At 69.3% G+C, this 17,367-nt stretch carries 16 protein-coding genes and 1 tRNA gene; 5 read left to right on the forward strand and 12 right to left on the reverse strand.

What is annotated here, in order from left to right; translation table 11 throughout:
- Positions 1–10 precede the first annotated feature (10 nt).
- Together OG741_RS16635 and OG741_RS16640 are read left to right on the forward strand one after the other, a co-directional pair.
- Positions 11–1,231: an acetyl-CoA C-acetyltransferase gene (locus tag OG741_RS16635; protein WP_405598599.1), complete on the forward strand. Its 1,221-nt coding sequence runs from the start codon at positions 11–13 to the stop codon at positions 1,229–1,231.
- 345 nt (positions 1,232–1,576) lie between these two features.
- Positions 1,577–2,392, forward strand: coding sequence for a hypothetical protein (locus OG741_RS16640; RefSeq protein WP_405605609.1), 816 nt, complete (start codon positions 1,577–1,579; stop codon positions 2,390–2,392).
- A 62-nt stretch (positions 2,393–2,454) separates the two neighbouring features.
- Here the strand turns inward: OG741_RS16640 and OG741_RS16645 are convergent, their stop codons facing one another.
- Entirely contained in the window at positions 2,455–2,781 is a 327-nt protein-coding gene (locus tag OG741_RS16645) for a hypothetical protein (protein ID WP_405598601.1), read from the reverse strand.
- 99 nt (positions 2,782–2,880) lie between these two features.
- On the opposite strand from OG741_RS16645, the gene OG741_RS16650 reads away from it, so the two are divergent.
- Positions 2,881–3,111, forward strand: a complete 231-nt coding sequence (locus OG741_RS16650; protein WP_328677057.1) for a DUF4287 domain-containing protein — start codon at positions 2,881–2,883, stop codon at positions 3,109–3,111.
- Positions 3,112–3,220: 109 nt separating this feature from the next.
- On the opposite strand, the gene OG741_RS16655 is transcribed toward OG741_RS16650, so the two are convergent.
- The 4 genes from OG741_RS16655 to OG741_RS16670 form a co-directional block, all read right to left on the reverse strand.
- A complete protein-coding gene (locus OG741_RS16655; RefSeq protein WP_405598604.1) occupies positions 3,221–4,093 on the reverse strand; it encodes a Bax inhibitor-1/YccA family protein in 873 nt (290 codons plus the stop codon).
- 270 nt (positions 4,094–4,363) lie between these two features.
- Entirely contained in the window at positions 4,364–4,942 is a 579-nt protein-coding gene (locus OG741_RS16660; protein ID WP_405598606.1) for a lytic polysaccharide monooxygenase auxiliary activity family 9 protein, read from the reverse strand.
- The gene (locus tag OG741_RS16665; protein WP_405598608.1) at positions 4,912–5,238 is read right to left on the reverse strand and encodes a hypothetical protein; all 327 of its coding nucleotides are present in this window, start codon (positions 5,236–5,238) and stop codon (positions 4,912–4,914) included. Before OG741_RS16665 ends, OG741_RS16660 begins: the two co-directional genes overlap by 31 nt.
- A 25-nt stretch (positions 5,239–5,263) precedes the next feature.
- A tRNA-Leu gene (locus OG741_RS16670) sits at positions 5,264–5,346 on the reverse strand.
- Positions 5,347–5,708: 362 nt separating this feature from the next.
- Between OG741_RS16670 and OG741_RS16675 the strand changes: the two genes are divergently transcribed.
- Together OG741_RS16675 and OG741_RS16680 are read left to right on the forward strand one after the other, a co-directional pair.
- Complete coding sequence (locus tag OG741_RS16675) at positions 5,709–6,479, forward strand: ABC transporter ATP-binding protein (RefSeq protein WP_405598610.1); 771 nt, start codon at positions 5,709–5,711, stop codon at positions 6,477–6,479.
- Positions 6,480–6,545: 66 nt separating this feature from the next.
- Positions 6,546–9,083 carry an ABC transporter permease gene (locus OG741_RS16680; protein ID WP_405598612.1) on the forward strand — a complete coding sequence of 846 codons (2,538 nt, stop codon included), beginning with the start codon at positions 6,546–6,548 and terminating at the stop codon, positions 9,081–9,083.
- Between the two features lie 70 nt (positions 9,084–9,153).
- On the opposite strand, the gene OG741_RS16685 is transcribed toward OG741_RS16680, so the two are convergent.
- The 7 genes from OG741_RS16685 to OG741_RS16715 all read right to left on the reverse strand — a co-directional run bounded on the left by OG741_RS16685 (position 9,154) and on the right by OG741_RS16715 (position 17,366).
- A complete protein-coding gene (locus OG741_RS16685) occupies positions 9,154–10,443 on the reverse strand; it encodes a class I SAM-dependent methyltransferase (RefSeq protein ID WP_405598614.1) in 1,290 nt (429 codons plus the stop codon).
- 944 nt (positions 10,444–11,387) lie between these two features.
- Positions 11,388–12,773 carry an NAD(P)/FAD-dependent oxidoreductase gene (locus OG741_RS16690; RefSeq protein WP_405598616.1) on the reverse strand — a complete coding sequence of 462 codons (1,386 nt, stop codon included), beginning with the start codon at positions 12,771–12,773 and terminating at the stop codon, positions 11,388–11,390.
- A 320-nt stretch (positions 12,774–13,093) separates the two neighbouring features.
- On the reverse strand, positions 13,094–14,023 hold the full coding sequence (locus OG741_RS16695) for an exopolyphosphatase (protein WP_405598618.1): 930 nt from the start codon (positions 14,021–14,023) through the stop codon (positions 13,094–13,096).
- Entirely contained in the window at positions 14,020–14,553 is a 534-nt protein-coding gene (locus OG741_RS16700) for a DUF501 domain-containing protein (protein ID WP_328677041.1), read from the reverse strand. Before OG741_RS16700 ends, OG741_RS16695 begins: the two co-directional genes overlap by 4 nt.
- Positions 14,554–14,583: 30 nt before the next feature.
- Positions 14,584–15,057: a septum formation initiator family protein gene (locus tag OG741_RS16705; protein WP_405598620.1), complete on the reverse strand. Its 474-nt coding sequence runs from the start codon at positions 15,055–15,057 to the stop codon at positions 14,584–14,586.
- A gap of 79 nt (positions 15,058–15,136) precedes the next feature.
- On the reverse strand, positions 15,137–16,423 hold the full coding sequence (gene eno, locus OG741_RS16710) for a phosphopyruvate hydratase (RefSeq protein WP_405598622.1): 1,287 nt from the start codon (positions 16,421–16,423) through the stop codon (positions 15,137–15,139).
- Positions 16,424–16,709: 286 nt separating this feature from the next.
- Entirely contained in the window at positions 16,710–17,366 is a 657-nt protein-coding gene (locus OG741_RS16715; protein ID WP_405598624.1) for a transglycosylase family protein, read from the reverse strand.
- Position 17,367 lies beyond the last annotated feature (1 nt).

Consider the following 17,367-nt stretch of genomic DNA (forward strand, 5'->3'; position numbering starts at 1 on the left):
TGGAGCCGTGATGCCCGAAGCCGTGATCGTCAGTGCCGCCCGCTCCCCCATCGGCCGGGCCTTCAAGGGCTCCCTGAAGGACCTGCGTGCCGACGATCTGACCGCCACCATCATTCAGACCGCCCTCGCCAAGGTCCCCGAGCTCGACCCCAAGGACATCGACGACCTGATGCTCGGCTGTGGCCTGCCCGGTGGCGAGCAGGGGCACAATCTCGGTCGCATCGTCGCCGTGCAGATGGGGATGGACCACCTTCCCGGCTGTACGGTCACCCGCTACTGCTCCTCCTCCCTGCAGACCAGCCGCATGGCGCTGCACGCCATCAAGGCCGGCGAGGGCGACGTCTTCATCTCCGCCGGTGTCGAGATGGTGTCCCGGTTCGTGAAGGGCAACTCCGACAGCCTTCCGGACACGCACAACCCGCTCTTCGCCGAGGCCGAGGCCCGTACCGCCTCCGTCGCCGAGAACGGCGCCGCCGCCTGGCACGACCCCCGCGAGGACGGCCTGGTCCCCGACGCGTACATCACCATGGGCCAGACCGCCGAGAACCTGGCCCGCCTCAAGGGCGTGACGCGCCAGGACATGGACGAGTTCGGCGTACGGTCGCAGAACCTCGCCGAGGAAGCCCTCAAGAACGGCTTCTGGGAGCGCGAGATCACCCCCGTGACGACCCCGGACGGCACGGTCGTCTCCAAGGACGACGGCCCCCGCGCGGGCGTCACCCTGGAGGCAGTGCAGGGTCTGAAGCCGGTCTTCCGTCCCGACGGCTTCGTCACCGCCGGCAACTGCTGCCCGCTCAACGACGGCGCCGCCGCCCTGGTGATCATGTCCGACACCAAGGCACGCGAGCTGGGTCTGACCCCGCTCGCCCGGATCGTGTCCACCGGCGTCTCCGGCCTGTCCCCCGAGATCATGGGCTACGGCCCGGTCGAGGCCTCCAAGCAGGCGCTGAAGCGGGCGGGCCTGACCGTCGGCGACATCGACCTCGCCGAGATCAACGAGGCCTTCGCCGCCCAGGTCATCCCCTCCTACCGGGACCTCGGCCTGGACCTGGAGAAGGTCAACGTCAACGGTGGCGCCATCGCCGTCGGCCACCCCTTCGGCATGACCGGTGCGCGGATCACCGGCACGCTGATCAACAGCCTCCAGTTCCACGACAAGCAGTTCGGTCTGGAGACCATGTGCGTCGGTGGCGGCCAGGGCATGGCGATGGTCATCGAGCGGCTGAGCTGAACGGCAGCGGAGGGTAAGGGTCGCCTGAGGAACGAAGGCGGCACTTGCCCGAGGCGGAGGCGAAGCGGAACGCGACCAATGGAGCGAGCGCCTCAGCTGAGCGACAGCGCAGAGGCGTTTCGGCCCCGCGTGGAACTCAACTCGTGACTGAATCTCCCCCAGGATGTGACCTATCTCCTGGGGGAGAGCCGTTCCCCCAGGTCAGGGCAGCTTTCGGCTTAAACACCAGGCACAAAGTCCTGTCCAATTCGTGACGTAATGCACTGACAGGGGGCGCGGGCTCCCCGCAAGCTGATGTAGGAAGTCGGGGGATCGATTGAAACCGGGAGTACGTCAGTGAGCGCCATGTCTATTGCCCTGCTGCTGACCACGGCCGCCGCCACCGCCGTGGGCGCCGCTGCCCTGCACGCCGCCCACGGGCTCCGTAAGCAGGTCACGGCCCTGCGCAGCGAGCTGGCCGTGCACGGTTCCGGCCGTATCGCGACCGTGCCGCAGGCCCGTCCCACCCCCGCCGCCGAGATACGCGCCGCGGTCGCCGAGGCGCTGGCCGAGGAGCGCGAACGCGAACTCGCCGAGGCCCGCGCCTTCTGGGCCGCGCAGGAGTCGCGCGACGCCGCGGACGCACCGTCGCTGCTGGGCGGTCTGGCCGCGCCGGGCGACGAGCTGCCCCCGTTCTACGTACCCCGCCAGGCCGACTTCGTGGGCCTTGAGGCGATGGACTTCGAGGCGGTCGAGGCGCTGGACGACCTGGCGGATCTGCCCGAGGTGACGGAGTTCGCCGAGGACTCCCCCGAACTTGCCGCGGCCCGCCGCCGCCACCCCTCGCACCCGGACTTCGTCCCGGTCCAGACCCCGGTCGTCACCGACCACGAGCGCACCGTTGCCCGCCTGGAGGAGCTCGCCGAGACGCGCACGGAGCTCGCGGACGTACGTCCCGGGCCCCTGGGCACGCTCGACGTGTACGTCTTCGCAGACGGTACGACGCTGTGTATGACCCCCGGCCACCGCGAGACCGCCGAGAGGCTCGCCGAGGCGCTGCGGGTGGGCGAGGCCCCGGTGCTGCTGGGCGGCTCCGGCGTCTCTGGCGCGTACGCCCTGACGTTCGCGTGCGGCGAGGAGAGCGTCTACATCCTCGCGGACCGGGTCATCGCCTCGCTGTAACCCCGGTCCCTGCCCGCGACGGCCAATCCCGCGGGCTCCACGGGGCCCGCTGGGCCCCCGGGCTACAGCCCCGCCCGCCCCACCGCCTCACGCACCAGATTCACGGCCTCGTCAACCTCCGCCACGGAACCGGACGGGGCCATTCTCAATGCCTCGGCCAAATCTCGCCCGGCCACCATCAGCTGATCCGCGACCGCGAACAGGCCCGCCTCCGGCATGATCCTCGGCTCGCTTCCGGGGGTCTCGATGCGCTGGGCACGCAGTGCCAACTCCCTGGCCAGCGCGAGGCCTTCGGCCGCCGCACCACGCTGCAGCCGGCTCTGGGGAGCGGCCCTCAAACGGTCGGCGAAGCGGTCGACCGCGGCCGTCAGCTCACTCGTATCAAGCACCCCGCGACCCTATGCGCCGAGACCGCACTGTTGCCAATACGCGAACGCTCAGGCACGGTGGCGTGAAGGAGCACACGCGCAACGCGTCCGGAGGCGCCGATGTCCCAAGTCTTCTCCGAAGAGACCCATCGAAATCTGCTCTCCCGAATCCCTCACTGCACCGGTCGTGAAATCTCCGACTGGCTTCGCACCGTCGAGGAGGGCCCATCCCTCTTCCGCTTCGAGGAGAAGGTCAGCTGGCTCCGGAGCGAGCACGATCTCGCTTACGGACATGCCAAAGCGATCATCCATGAGTACGACCTGAGGCGCGCAGCGCGCAAACTGCTCTAGGTCTCGAGACGCCGAAGGGCCCGCTCGGCTCTCGCCGTACGGGCCCTTCGTCACGCCTGTGGCAACCGGTCCTGCTAGGTCCTGTCCGGCCTGATCGGCCGGACAGGGCCTAGTCGTCGCCGCTGAAGATCGCGACCAGTCGCAGCATCTCCAGGTAGATCCAGACCAGCGACATCGTCAGACCGAAGGCCGCCAGCCAGGACTCCTCACGGGGAGCGCCGTAGGCGATGCCGTCCTCGATCTGCTTGAAGTCCAGCGTCAGGAAGAAGCAGCCGATCAGGATCGCGAGGATGCCCACGATCGCGCCGAGCGGGCCGAAGCTGCGCAGACCGCCGTCCTCGGCGACGCCGAAGACCACCAGCAGGAGGTTCACGGCCATCACGACGATGAAGGCGATCGCGATGGTCATGCCGATGCGGGCATACCGGGCGGTGACCCGGATCCAGCGCTGCTTGTACATGAAGAGCGTGGCGCCGCTGACCGCCATGGTGCCCAGCACGGCCTGGAAGGGCGCACCCGACCAGACGCTGTTGTACATCTCGCTGATCACGCCGAGGAAAATGCCCTCGAATGCGGCATAGCCGATGATCAGCGCGGGCGAAGCCGTCCGCTTGAAGGACTGGACGATCGCGAGAACGAACGCCACCAGTGCGGCGCCGAAGGCGAGCGCATAGCTGGTGGACGAGACCGGCAGCAGCGTCCAGGCCAGGATCGCGCCGACGGCGACGGTGCCCAGGGTCATGGCGGTACGCGAGACGACGTCGTCCATCGTCATGGCGTTGGTGCGCGCGGGCGCCGGGGCGCCGTACTGCGTGTCCGCCGGAGCGTAGGGGTTGGTGGCGTACGGGTTGCCCGCGCCCTGTGCGTAGGGGTTGGTTCCTACGGCGGGGCCCCCGGCCTGCGGCTGCTGCGCGTTGAATCCCGCGTAGCCGTTGTCGCGGCTGAACCCCCGTCGCGAGAAGACCGGGTTGCTGCTCCTCATCTCACTCCTCCGTGGCCACCCTGCGCGGCCTTGGAGCCAGAGTAATGGGCAAGCAAAAGGAACGCCCTAGTGCTCGGGGAGGATCTTTCCGCGATCGTGACCGGGTTTCGCCCGAAATCAAGATCGGTACCGGCGTGGCCCACGGCTGGACCGCCCGCAGCGTGAGGGCCTGTCCGGTGGGTCTGGGCTCGGCCATACCGGTACATGGCCGTGCCCCGTCGCTGATGAATGCGACGGGGCAGCGATGCCAAGCCAGGACTGTGCTTCGAGCTATGTGATGTTGAGGTCGATGACCTGGTAGAAGGCGTTGCCGGTGTCAGCGACCTCCCACACCGACAAGAGCACGTGGTACCCCTCGCGGCCACGGGGCAGTGTGACGCTGTGGACGGTCGGGTCCTCCGGGAGGAGGTCGGCGCTCCAGTACGGCTGGCCGTCGTTCTGGTACGTGGCGATCGGCTCCAGGTCGAACTGTGCCCGCGTCAGGGGCGCCGCCGGGTCCCAGTCGCTCTTGGTGAGGAAGTAGTTCCAGCGGCGGGTCTTGTGTGGGGCGTGGTAGCTCCAGGTGATGTCCAGCGCCTTGCCGGCGGCCACCGGGTGCTTGTGCCAGTCCTGCCGGGAGTCGGGCTCGTCGAGCTTGGCAGCGAAGTCCTTCCCGGCGCTGGCGATCCGGCCGTCCTCGGGCGGCTGGAAGTTGGGGACATCGTCCGGCGCGTACGGGTCCGTGAGGCCGGACTCCGTCGCGGGGAAGAACTTCCCGGCCTCCAGGCCGGCAGCCTGCCAGTCCGCGAGGTGGAGTTGAGCCCTGGACTCGGGGCTGGTCACCGTTCCGTGTCGCGCTTCTCGTTCCACAGCTCTCTCCTTAACGACGCCCAGGTCGACACATCGATACAACGCGCACGCACTGTATCCAAGCGATCACTCATTGCACTTGCGGATGCGTGCGTGTCGGCCGCGCGGGGAGTTCGGTACTCGATCCCGGTCCGGATGTCGATGGCACGGGCCGCGAAGCCACGGAAGCGGTACGCGGCATCGCCGGCGCCCGCGATGTAGCCCTGGTTTTTCACCCAGCCCGGCGGCCAGCGCCGGCCCGCGCTGTTCACCGCCTCGCGGCACGCCTCGACCGAGGCCGAGGCCTGGTCATCCATGCAGGTGATGCGGGGGCAGAAGCAGTGCCCGGAGCCGGACTTGAACCGGCACGCCCCCGAGGGGCAGCGAGGTTTAAGCTCGCCGTGTCTGCATTCCACCATCCGGGCATGGCGTGCGGTCCGCGTTGGCACCCGAGCCTATCCGGGTAGATCGCCCGGCCTACGGGCCCGTGGCCCGAAGTTGTCTTATTTTACTGGCGCCTGAGGGTGCGTCAGTGCAGGTGGCAGGGGATTCATGGCCGCCCTGCCGGGCTCGCTGACGCTGTCTCACGTACACCGGAATGACGGAAAGTCGCCGCCCGTCACCCTCCTCGCGTCTCAGGGGCGCCGTCATACCAAAGGAGGACGATCGGGCCCCGCGGTCCGACCCAAGTGGCCCCCGGGAACGGGCACCGGGACTGACGATCCGGCGCGCGGCAGCGGACACGATGGGGTGGTCCCCACGACACACCTCGACAGGAGCCCTCCTCGTGACCACCACTCCCATCGCTCACCGCGCCACCGCAGTGGCCGCACGCGCCACGGATCTGTCCAAGGTGTACGGACAGGGCGAGACCCAGGTGGTCGCGCTGGACCGGGTGACCGTCGACTTCCGGCAGGCGGAGTTCACCGCGATCATGGGGCCCTCTGGCTCCGGCAAGTCCACGCTGATGCACTGCGTGGCCGGCCTCGACAGCTTCAGCTCCGGATCGGTACGGATCGGTGAGACCGAGCTCGGCTCGCTCAAGGACAAGCAGTTGACCCAGCTGCGCCGGGACAAGATCGGCTTCATCTTCCAGGCGTTCAACCTGCTGCCGACGCTCACCGCGCTGGAGAACATCACGCTCCCGATGGACATCGCGGGCCGCAAGCCGAACAAGCAGTGGCTGGAGCAGGTCATCGAGATGGTGGGCCTGCGGGACCGGCTCAGCCACCGCCCCACGGAGCTCTCCGGCGGCCAGCAGCAGCGCGTCGCCGTCGCCCGCGCCCTCGCCTCGCAGCCGGACATCATCTTCGGTGACGAGCCGACCGGAAACCTGGACTCGCGCTCGGGCGCCGAGGTGCTGGGCTTCCTGCGCAATTCGGTACGGGAGCTGGGCCAGACCGTCGTCATGGTCACCCACGACCCGGTGGCCGCCTCCTATGCCGACCGGGTGATCTTCCTGGCGGACGGCCGGATCGTCGACGAGATGCTCAGCCCCACCGCCGACGGCGTCCTCGACCGGATGAAGGAGTTCGACTCCAAGGGCCGGACCAGCTGAACGGCCGACGCTGCTCCTCCCCCCAGGACCTAGAACTCCGGCTCTCACCTCAGGACTGACACAGACATGTTCCGTACCGCCCTGCGCAATGTGCTCGCGCACAAAGCCAGGCTGCTGATGACCGTCCTCGCCGTGATGCTCGGCGTGGCCTTCGTCTCCGGCACCCTGGTCTTCACCGACACCCTCGGCAACGCGTACCGCAACCAGTCGGCCAAGAGCTACGACAACGTCGCGGTCGCCGTCACGACGTACGCCGACCAGAACGACCCCGGGATCGACACCAAGACGCTGGAGAAGATCCGGGGTCTGGACGGGGTCGCCGGTGCCACCGGACGGGTCTCCGGCTTCGCCGGGGTCGCCGACCAGGACGGCAAGCTGATCGGCAACGGCTGGTCCAACACCGGCGCGAACTTCGCCCCGGGCAAGGACGGCAAGGACTCCGCCTACACCTTCACCGACGGTTCGGGGCCGGAGCAGGACTCCCAGATCGCCCTCGACGAGGACTCCGCCGACAAGGGCAAGTACCGCGTCGGCGACACCGTACGGGTCGCCGGGAACGGCCCGGCGAAGGAGTACACCCTCTCCGGTGTCTTCACCACCGAGGACGGCGCCGTCAACGCGGGCGGCAGCCTCGTCCTCTTCAACACCACCGTCGCGCAGAAGCTCTATCTCAAGCCCGGCCACTTCAAGGACGTCACGATCGCAGCCGCGGCCGGGGCCTCCGACCAGAAGATCCTGGACGCGGTCAAGCCGCTGCTGCCCAAGGACGCACAGGCGCAGACCGGTAAGGAGCTCGCCGACGAGCAGGCCCGGGAGATCGAGCAGGGCCTGTCCAACCTCAACACGATGCTCCTCGCCTTCGCGGCCATCGCCCTCTTCGTCGGCATCTTCCTGATCGCCAACACCTTCACCATGCTGGTCGCCCAGCGCACCAGGGAGCTGGCGCTGATGCGCGCCGTCGGTGCCTCGCGCCGGCAGGTCAAGCGCTCCGTGATGCTGGAGGCGCTGGTCGTCGGCACCCTCGCCTCGGTGATCGGCTTCGTCCTCGGTATCGGTCTCGCGACCGCGCTGCGCTCGGCGATGACCTCCTTCGGCGCGAAGGTGCCGGACGGTCCGCTGGTGATCTCGCCCACCGCGGTCATCGCCGCGCTCGCGGTCGGCGTCCTCGTCACCGTGCTCGCCGCGTGGCTGCCCGCCCGCCGGGCCGCGAAGATCCCGCCGGTGGCCGCGATGGGCAGCGCCCATCTGCCCGCGACGACCAAGTCCCTGGTCGTACGCAACAGCATCGGCAGCGTCATCATGCTGGCCGGCACGGGGGCGATCCTCGCCGGTGCGTCGATCGGCAAGGACGACGGCCGGATGATGATCGGCGGCGGCGCATTCCTGGCGCTGATCGGCATCATCGTGGTGATCCCGCTGCTGTCCCGTCCGGTCATCGCGCTGGCGCGGCCGCTGCTGCACCGCGTCTTCGGAGTCTCGGGCAAGCTGGCCGGGCAGAACGCGGTCCGCAACCCCCGCCGTACCGGAGCCACCGCATCGGCGCTGTCGATCGGCCTCACCCTGGTCACCGGTCTCACGGTCATCGGCGTCACGCTGGGCCAGGCCATCGACAAGACGACCACGGACAACATCCGCGCCGACTACATGGTCACCATGGCCGGAGGCGGCGGCCTCGACAAGTCGGCGCTGACCGCGCTGGAGAAGGCGAAGGGTGTCAGCGCGGTCTCCCCGAATCAGGCCACCTCGCTGCAGATCAAGGACGAGTACCACTCCGTCTCCGCGGTCACCCCCGGGGACGTGGAGAAGGTCTTCGCCCTGAAGCCCGTCAGCGGCTCGATGTCGACGCTCGGCAAGGGCCAGATCGCGGTCGCCGAGAAGACCGCCAAGTCCAACGGCTGGAAGGCCGGGGACACCCTGCCGGTGAAGTTCCCTGCCCCCAACGAGGGCGGCAAGGCAGAGACCAGGAATCTGACGGTCGGAGCGGTCTACGAGGACAACGAGTTCCTCTCGCCGGTCCTGGTGTCCAAGTCGCTGATCGCGCCCTTCGAGACGAAGCCGTACATCCCCGAGATCTGGGTGAAGACGGACGGCGGCGCGAGCGAGGCGAACGAGCAGGCGCTGGTGGACGCGCTGGGGAACAACCCGGCGATGAGCATCATGGACCGCCAGGACATCCGGAACATGTTCGGCGGCATGATCAACACGATGCTGAACATCATGTACGGACTGCTGGCGATGGCCCTGATCATCGCGGTGCTCGGCGTCATCAACACGCTCGCGATGTCCGTCTTCGAGCGTCAGCAGGAGATCGGCATGCTGCGGGCGATCGGCCTCGACCGCCGCAAGGTCAAGCGCATGATCCGCCTGGAGGCGGTGGTGATCTCGCTCTTCGGCGCGGTGATCGGCATCGGGCTCGGGTCCTTCCTGGCCTGGGCGCTGGGCGAGACGCTCAAGTCGGAGATCCCCGAATACACGCTGGTCGTTCCGTGGGACCGGATCGGGATCTTCCTGCTGCTGGCCGGAGTGGTCGGGGTGCTGGCCGCGATGTGGCCGGCGCGCAGCGCAGCGAAGCTGAACATGCTGACGGCGATCAAGACGGAGTAGCGATGACGGAGTAGCGATACGGATGTCGAGGGCCCCGCGACCGGTGTGGTCGCGGGGCTCTCGCATGTTCTCAAGTCCAGGTGCGAGTGCGCAGCGGCAGCCCCGAGGCACCGCTCCCGGGTGTCTTCACGGCGAGGATCTGGTTGACGCCGATCTTGTTGCGCTCGAAGGAGATCGCGCAGGCGGCCATGTAGAGCCGCCAGACGCGGGCGCGTCCGGGTGAGCTGTGGCGCACTGCCTGGTCCCAGTGGGCCTCGAGGTTGGCGACCCAGCGGCGCAGGGTGAGGGCGTAGTGCTCGCGGATCGCCTCGACGTCGCGCACCTCGAAGCCTGCCGCCTCAAGGCTGGTGACGGTACGGCCGAGGGGCGCGAGCTCGCCGTCGGGGAAGACGTAGCGGTCGATGAACTCGTCCACGTGGTAGGCGGATTCGTTCTCCTCCGGGGGGCGGGAAATCTGGTGGTTGAGGAGCCGGCCGCCGGGCTCCAGCAGCGAGAAGAGCTGTTCGGCGTACTCGTGGTAGCGGACCTGGCCGACGTGTTCGGCCATGCCGATGGACGAAATGGCGTCGTACGGACCGTCCCTGACGTCCCGGTAGTCCTGAACGCGGATCTCGATCCGGTCGGTGAGTCCCTCTTCGGCCATGCACTTACGGGCGTACGCGGCCTGCTCACGGGAGAGGGTGATGCCGGTGACCTGGACGCCGTACTCGCGGGCGGCGTGCATGGCCATGGAACCCCAGCCGCAGCCGACATCGAGCAGCCGGTCGCCCTCCTTGAGGCCGAGCTTGCGGCAGACGAGGTCGAGCTTGTCGCGCTGGGCGTCCTCAAGGGTGCCGCCGTCCTGCCAGTAGGCGCAGGAGTAGACCATGGACGGCCCGAGGACGAGTTCGTAGAAGGCATTGCCGACGTCGTAGTGGTGGCTGATGGCCTTCTTGTCGCGGCGCTTGGTGTGCAACGGCCCGGGGTGGCGGCGGACCTCCTCGGCGGGCGGAGGCGGGGGCGGCAGCGCGCCGCCGATCTTCAGCAGGCCGCGGGCGGCGGCCCGCAGGCGGGGGTCGCGCAGGGGGTGGCTGGACGTGGGTCTCTCGTCGCCGCGCTCCCAGATGATCCCGGAGAGCAGACCAAGGGCGGCGTACAGATCACCTTCGACGTCGATCTCCCCGGCCACCCAGGCCCGCGCGAGCCCGAGCTCCCCTGGCCGCCACAGCAGCCGGCGCAGGGCGCGACGGTGCCGGACGACGAGTACGGGAGCGCCTGGAGGCCCGGACTCACTGCCGTCCCAGGCCCGGATACGAACCGGGAGCGGGGCCCCCAGCAACTCCTCGGCAAGAGTGGTCAGCCGCATCGCGGCGTCGCCCATGGCGCACACCTCCGTGACGATGGTTCCCAGAAATGCTCCGGCATCGTGCCGCGCGTGTGGCAGCGCGATGCACTCCTGGGAACAATCCGACCACCCTGCGTGCTTCCCGGGCACGCGCAATGCCCAAGCAATTTATCTGCACCCCACACCTACCCGGCGCCGCGCGCCCGCGCACACGGCGCACGCGCCTTGAGTCGACCCGGTTGCCGTCAACCCGGGGCCATCGCCGCGGCACCTCGCCGCCGTTAGCGGCCGCCCGAGGCACGCGGGCGGCACACCACCGGTGGCTTCGCCCCGGCGGGCGCGAAGCCACCGCGCCCGCCGGGGGGTGGAGGTACCCCGTACCTCCGCACCCCAAGGGCAGGTGGGAAGACGCCCCGCACCGGCGAACCACAGCCGCCCCGCGGCACGCAGGGGGCGCGGGGTGCGGGTACGCAGTACCCCGACATCTCAGAGGCGGTCGGAAAACGCCGCGCCGCACGCAGGCGCCGCACCCGGCGACACCGCCCCGCGGCGCAAAGCTGCCGCAGACCGCAGGGGGCGTGGTCTACCCCGTACCCCCGCCAACCAAGGCTGGGCGGGAAACGCCCCGCCGCCGCAGGCGCTGCACCGGTGACGCCGCACCGCGGCGCGAAGCCGCCGGGGGCGTCGGGTACGGCGCGAAGCTGCCGGGGGCGTCGGGTACGGCGCGAAGCTGCCGCGGCACACAGAGGCGTGGGGAACGCAGTACCCCACGCCTCAGGGGCGGGCGGGAAAACGCCCCGCCGCCCGCAGGCGCTCACCGTGACGCCGCACCGCGGCGCGAAGCTGCCGCGCCCGCCGGGGGTGTGGGGGTGCCCCGCACCCCCACACCAAGGGCGGGCGGGTGGGAAAAGACCCCCAGGCACAGCGAAGGGGCCGCCCGCACCACGGATGGCGGGCGGCCCCTCGCTGAAACACCCGGGCTAGGAGGCCTTCGCCTTCTCCGGAGCCGGCGCGGACGCCGACGCCGACGGCGCCGGCTTGGCCGCCTCGTAGAACTCCTCGCGCGGCGACTCCATCGCGCCGAGCGAGACCACCTCGCGCTTGAGGAACATCGCCAGCGTCCAGTCCGCGAAGACCCGGATCTTACGGTTCCACGTCGGCATCGCCAGGCCGTGGTAGCCGCGGTGCATGTACCACGCCAGACGGCCCTTGAGCTTGATCTTCATCTTGCCCATGACGATCATCGCGACGCCCTTGTGCAGGCCGAGCCCGGCCACCGCACCCTTGTTGGCGTGGCTGTACTCCTTCTGCGGGAAGCCCCGCATGCCGGAGATGACGTTGTCGCCGAGCAGCTTCGCCTGCCGCAGCGCGTGCTGCGCGTTCGGCGGGCACCAGGCGTTCTCGACGCCGGCCTTGCGCGCCGCCACGTCCGGGACCTGCGCGTTGTCGCCCGCGGCCCAGATGTAGTCGGTGCCCTGGACCTGCAGCGTCGTCTGCGTGTCGACGTGACCGCGCGGGCCGAGCGGCAGGCCGTAGCGGACCAGCGCCGGGTTCGGCTTGACGCCAGCCGTCCAGACGACGGTGTTGGAGTCGGCCTCCAGGCCGTTCTTCAGCACTACGTGACCGTCCACGCAGGATTCCATCGAGGTCGACAGGTAGATCTCGATGCCGCGGCCCTCGAGGTGCTCCTTGCCGTACTGGCCCAGCTTCGGGCCCACCTCGGGAAGGATCTTGTCGGCCGCGTCGACCAGGATGAAGCGCATGTCTTCGCGCTTGACGCTGGTGTAGTACTTGGCCGCGTCGCGCGCCAGGTCCTCCACCTCACCGATGGTCTCCGCACCGGCGAAGCCGCCACCCACGAAGACGAAGGTCAGCGCCTTGCGGCGGACTTCCTCGTCCGTCGTGGAGTCGGCCTTGTCGAGCTGCTCGAGTACGTGGTTGCGCAGCCCGATGGCCTCCTCGATGCCCTTCATACCGATGCCCTGCTCGGCGAGGCCGGGGATCGGGAAGGTGCGGGAGACCGCGCCGAGCGCGATGATCAAGTAGTCGAACGGCAGCTCGTACGCCTCGCCGACCAGCGGCGAGATCGTCGCGACCTTGCGGTCCTGATCGATGGTGGTGACTCGGCCGGTGAGCACCTCAGCCTTGGGCAGCACGCGTCGCAGCGGGACGACGACATGCCGAGGCGAGATGCTGCCGGCGGCAGCTTCGGGGAGGAACGGCTGGTACGTCATGTACGAGCGCGGGTCGACGACCGTGACGGTCGCCTCGCCGTAGCGCATCTTCTTCAGAATGCGTCGAGCTGCGTACAGGCCTACGTACCCACCGCCTACAACGAGGATCCTGGGACGCTCCGTGGTGCTCATGGCATCGAGTATCCACCCCCCTTGGAGGGGTCGCTCGTGAGCCCCTTCACAAGCTGTGGACCCACCTCTGCTACACTGCGCGGCCCACGTGATCGAGGTCATGGCGCGGGCATGGAACCACGGTGCAGTGGCGAACGTTGGTCACCCCTCGTGAGCTGGCCCCTAAGCGGCTGCCCCAGGGTGAACCAACGCCCGGTTCGCACCCGCCTGACGGGCCCCGCAGCACCGGGAATCCGCGCCCCCCGGGGCCGACGGACGGGCCGGAGCGGCCTTTCGGCCCCCTACAGCCCCCATCAGGGGACTTTTCCTTGTGAAGAAGTTCACGAAGTTCCTTTTCCGGCGACCGCCCAGGCGATCCCGTCCAGGATGTCGTGCTCGCTGACGACCACTTCCCGCGCCCCGATCCGCTCCATGATCGCGAGCAGTACGAGCGCTCCGGCACCGATGACGTCCACGCGTCCGGGGTGCATCACGGGGATCGCCGCGCGCTCGTCGTGGGTGGACTTCAGCAGCGATTCGGTGATCGCGCGGACCTGCTCGTAGGAGATCACCGAGTGGTGGATCGCCGCCGACTCGTACGCCTCCAGGCCCAGCGCGATCCCCGCGATCGTGGTGACGGAACCGGCGAGACCCACCAGCGTGCGGGCCTCGCGCAGCGGGACGGTCTCCTCCGCCAGGTCGAGCGCCGCCTCGATGTCCGCGCGTACGGCGGCGATCTGCTCCGGCGTCGCCGGGTCGCTCAGCGCGTGCCGCTCGGTCAGCCGTACGCAGCCGATGTCGACGGACCGGGCCGCACGCACATGACCGGCGCCGACGACGAACTCCGTCGAACCGCCGCCGATGTCCACGACCAGCCGCTCCTCGTGGCCGGGCAGACCGCCGGTCGCTCCGGTGAAGGAGAACTCCGCCTCCTGGTCGCCGGTGATCACCTCGGGCTCCACGCCCAGGATGTCGAGCACCCCGCGCACGAAGTCGTCCCGGTTCTCGGCGTCGCGCGACGCCGAGGTGGCCACGAAGCGGAGCTTCTCGGCGCCGTACTGCTTGATCAGCGCGGCGTACTCGCGGCACGCGGCGAAGGTGCGCTCCAGCGCGTCCGGTGCGAGCCGGCCGGTCTTGTCGACCCCCTGACCGAGCCGGACGATGATCATCCGCCGGTCCAGGTCGACGAGTTCACCGCTCTCACGGTCGACGTCGGCGACGAGCAGGCGGATGGAGTTGGTACCGCAGTCGACGGCCGCGACCCGGGTCACTGCTTGTCCCCTTCTTCACAAGGGGTCACACACGGCCCCTTGCGCCACCACTCGGGCAGCATCGCGATCGCCTCGTCGCCCAGCGGATTCACTCCGGGCCCGGCCGCGAGCGAGTGGCCGACGAGCACGTGCAGACACTTCACCCGGTCCGGCATACCGCCGGCGCTCGGGAAGTCCTTCAGCTCCTCGATCGCGTCGCGGCGCGCGATGTAGTCCTCGTGCGCGGCCCGGTACGCGGCGGCCAGCTCCGGATCGGCCGCCAGGCGCTCGGTCATCTCCTTCATCACGCCGTTGGCCTCCAGCGTGCCGATCGCCGAAGCGGCCCGCGGGCAGGTCAGGTAGTACAGCGTCGGGAAGGGTGTGCCGTCGGGGAGCCGGGGCGCGGTCTCGACGACGTCCGGCTGTCCGCAAGGGCAGCGGTGCGCGATCGCGCGCAGCCCGCGCGGCGGCCGGCCGAGCTGCTCCTTGAACGCGGCGATGTCCGCGTCGGTCGGCTCGGTCGGTGCGGTGGTGGGAGGAGGGGTTTCCATGCCTGCCTTGGCTCTAACAGTTCTACGGTTCTACTTGCGGCGGTCGGCGTTGTCGACGCCGTCCCAGACGTTTGAGTACCAGGGGCGGTCGGCCGCCCCCTCTTCCGTACGGCGCTGCTCCGCCGCATCGGGGTCGATCATGGTGTAGCCGGTCTCGCCCGGAAGCACGAGATGCAGGTGCTCGCGGGCCAGGCGCTTGACGTACTGGTCGTCCTGGAGGCGCGCCTTCTCGTCCCGGAGCCGTTCCACCTGCTCCCGGGCGTCCGCCATCCGGCGCTGCTCGTCGGCGATGTCGGCGCGCTGCGACACGTACTGCCGCATCGGATAGGCGAGCGCGACGACCAGCGAGCAGACCACCAGCGTCAGGAAGGCCGCGCGTCCGGTCAGCCGGGAGCGGCGGGCCTGGCGGCGGCTCTGGGAGCGGTAGACGCGAGCGGCGGTCTGCTCACCGAGCAGCCGAATCCTGGTCGCGGTGGAGAACCGATCGCGGTCCTTCCCGGCCATGTCCCGCCTCCCCATTACGTACGTACGTCCCCGGACACGGTACGGGACCGCGGCCGGGGACGTACGGACGACGGGCTGGTCAGCCCTTGAAGCGCGGGAACGCCGAGCGGCCCGCGTACACCGCGGCGTCGTCGAGGATCTCCTCGATGCGCAGCAGCTGGTTGTACTTGGCGACGCGCTCGGAGCGGGCCGGGGCGCCGGTCTTGATCTGGCCGCAGTTGGTGGCGACGGCCAGGTCGGCGATGGTGACGTCCTCGGTCTCGCCGGAGCGGTGGGACATCATGCACTTGAAGCCGCTGCGCTGGGCGAGCTCCACGGCGTCCAGGGTCTCGGTCAGCGAACCGATCTGGTTGACCTTGACGAGCAGGGCGTTGGCCGCGCCGTCCTCGATGCCGCGGGCCAGGCGCTCCGGGTTGGTGACGAAGAGGTCGTCGCCGACGATCTGGACCTTGGTGCCCAGCTTGTCGGTGAGGACCTTCCAGCCGGCCCAGTCGTCCTCGAACAGCGGGTCCTCGATGGACACCAGCGGGTAGGAGGCGACGAGCTCCTCGTAGTACTCGGTCATCTCGGCGGCCGAGCGGGACTTGCCCTCGAACTCGTACGTGCCGTCCTTGTAGAACTCGGACGCGGCGACGTCGAGCGCGAGCGCGATGTCCTTGCCGGGGGCGTAACCGGCTTCCTTGATGGCCTCGAGGATCAGGTCCAGCGCGGCGCGGTTCGACTCGAGGTTCGGCGCGAAGCCGCCCTCGTCGCCGAGACCGGTGGACAGGCCCTTGGTCTTCAGGACCTTCTTCAGCGTGTGGTAGACCTCGGCGCCCCAGCGCAGGGCTTCGGAGAAGGACTCCGCGCCGATCGGGGCGATCATGAACTCCTGGATGTCCACATTGGAGTCGGCGTGCGAGCCGCCGTTCAGGATGTTCATCATCGGAACCGGCAGCAGGTGCGCGTTCGGGCCGCCCAGGTAGCGGAAGAGCGGCAGGTCGGAGGCCTCGGAAGCGGCGTGCGCCACGGCGAGCGAGACACCGAGGATGGCGTTGGCGCCGAGCGAGGACTTGTCCGGGGTGGCGTCCAGGTCGAACATCGCCTGGTCGATCAGGCGCTGCTCGGTGGCGTCGTAGCCGACGAGCTCCGGGCCGATCTGCTCGATGACGGCGAGGACGGCCTTCTCGACACCCTTGCCCTGGTAGCGGTTCTGGTCACCGTCGCGGAGCTCAAGAGCCTCGAACGCACCGGTGGAGGCGCCGGACGGAACGGCAGCACGGCCCGTGCTGCCGTCGTCGAGGCCAACCTCGACCTCGACCGTGGGATTGCCTCGGGAGTCCAGGATTTCCCGGGCTACGACGACGTCGATGGACGGCACGAGCATCTCCTTCTGGGATGTGACGCTGAAAGTGCAGGGTCTCTTTGGCCTTGCGGCAAGAGCCTAACCGGCGCGGGAGCATCGGTCGGCAGATGCCCGCCCGCTGGGACGAAAAACGGCATGAAGAGACTCGACGCAGGACAAACAGCGCGTGAACTACCTGGGGGTAACAGACAGAACCCCGGCCCGGCGCGCTGGGGGGAAAGCGCGCCGGGCCGGGGTGGCTGTGGGGATGAGGGCCCGCGGGGTCCGGTGGTCCGCCGGGTCCACCGGAGTCCCAGGGCTCCTCGGGTCAGCTCAGGTGGAGCTGCTGGCCCGGGAAGATGACGTCGGCGTCGCTGATGATGTCCTTGTTCAGCTCGAACAGCTTCTTCCAGCCGCCCTTGACCTTCTCGGCCTTCGCGATCTTGCCGAGGGTGTCGCCGGCCTTGACCTTGTACTCGCCGTCGCCCTTCTTCACTGCCTTCTTCGGGGCTGCGGGGCGCTCGGAGCGGGTGGTGGGGGCCTCGGCGCGCTTCTGGACCGGCTTCGCGGCCGGCTTCGACTGCTGCGTGGTGGCGGAGCCGCCGGTGTACGGCGTGTTGGACAGGTTCACGCCACAGCTCGGCCAGGCACCCTTGCCCTGACCCGCGAGGACCTTCTCGGCCACGGCTATCTGCTGGTCCTTGGAGGCCAGGTCGGCGCGGGAGGCGTAGGCGGTGCCACCGTAGGCGGCCCAGGTGGAGCTGGTGAACTGCAGGCCGCCGTAGAAGCCGTTGCCCGTGTTGATGGACCAGTTGCCGCCGGACTCGCACTGGGCGACGGCGTCCCACTCGGACGCGGTCGCGGCGGAGGCCGAGGTGGCACCCATCAGCGGGACGGCGACAGCGGCGCCGGTGACACCGGCGAGCGTGGCGATGCGGGTGAGCTTGGACGGGCGACGGTGCTTGGCTTTGCCGGAAAACAGCATG

Source organism: Streptomyces sp. NBC_01410 (genome assembly GCF_045040195.1).
Classification (GTDB): domain Bacteria; phylum Actinomycetota; class Actinomycetes; order Streptomycetales; family Streptomycetaceae; genus Streptomyces.